This window comes from Bacillus sp. 7_6_55CFAA_CT2 (assembly GCF_000238655.1).
GTDB classification, from domain to species: Bacteria; Bacillota; Bacilli; order Bacillales; family Bacillaceae_G; genus Bacillus_A; species Bacillus_A cereus.
Genome location: NZ_JH414734.1, coordinates 1 through 827 on the forward strand (window position 1 = coordinate 1; position 827 = coordinate 827).

The window sequence follows — 827 nt, forward strand, 5'->3', positions numbered from 1 at the left end:
GTTAAAACGTTTAAGAGGAGTGTCTTAAACGTTTTTTATTTGGAATAAAACATTTTTTGAATATAAACAGTTAAGGAGTATAGAGATGCAACAATTTTTGATGATTATTTTATCAGTTGGTATGGGAGTTGTAGGGCAAATTTTATTAAAGTTTGGCGCAATGAAATCACAAAGTTCAGCGGCTGTAGGTATTATGAATTTCATTAACGTACCGAACTTTTTCGGACTAGCTTTTTACGGTTTAAGTGCATTATTATGGATGATTGTGCTGAGAAAGGTTGATTTAAGTTATGCATACCCAATGGTGAGTTTCGGATATGTGTTTGTTATTATTGCATCAGCATTATTATTTGGTGAAACAATCAATTTCATGAAAATTGCTGGAATGGTATGTATAGTAGCTGGCATTTTATTTATTGCAAAATCATAGGAGGTAAAGCAATGGGAACATATTTATATTGTGTACTTCCATTTATAGCTTGGGTAGCTTCGGGAGTATTGAAATTTTTAGTGAATTATCTTCGTTCTGGAAAAGATGCTTTTCGTTTAGTAGGAAATGGTGGATTTCCTAGTACGCATACAACGATTTTATCAAGTATGGTCATGACAATAGGGTTTCATGAAGGTTTTAATACCCCGATGTTTGGAATCGGGATGGCAATTTTAACAATTGTTATCATTGATGCCACAGGACTTCGCCGTACAGTTGGTAAACATGCAAGAATGTTGAATAAACATATAAGTTCGGAAGAAGAAAAATTAAGAGAGCGCCAAGGACATCATTGGCATGAGATTTTTGGTGGACTTGTGTTAGGAACAGTTATTGG

The 827-nt window shown here is 34.1% G+C and carries 2 protein-coding genes; both read left to right on the top strand.

What is annotated here, in order from left to right:
- Window positions 1–85: 85 nt before the first annotated feature.
- Window positions 86–430 carry an EamA family transporter gene (locus HMPREF1014_RS29175; protein WP_001183889.1) on the top strand — a complete coding sequence of 115 codons (345 nt, stop codon included), beginning with the start codon at window positions 86–88 and terminating at the stop codon, window positions 428–430.
- Between the two features lie 11 nt (window positions 431–441).
- Window positions 442–827, top strand: a 386-nt coding sequence (locus tag HMPREF1014_RS29180; protein WP_000537664.1) for a divergent PAP2 family protein, incomplete at its 3' end; no start/stop codon positions are given.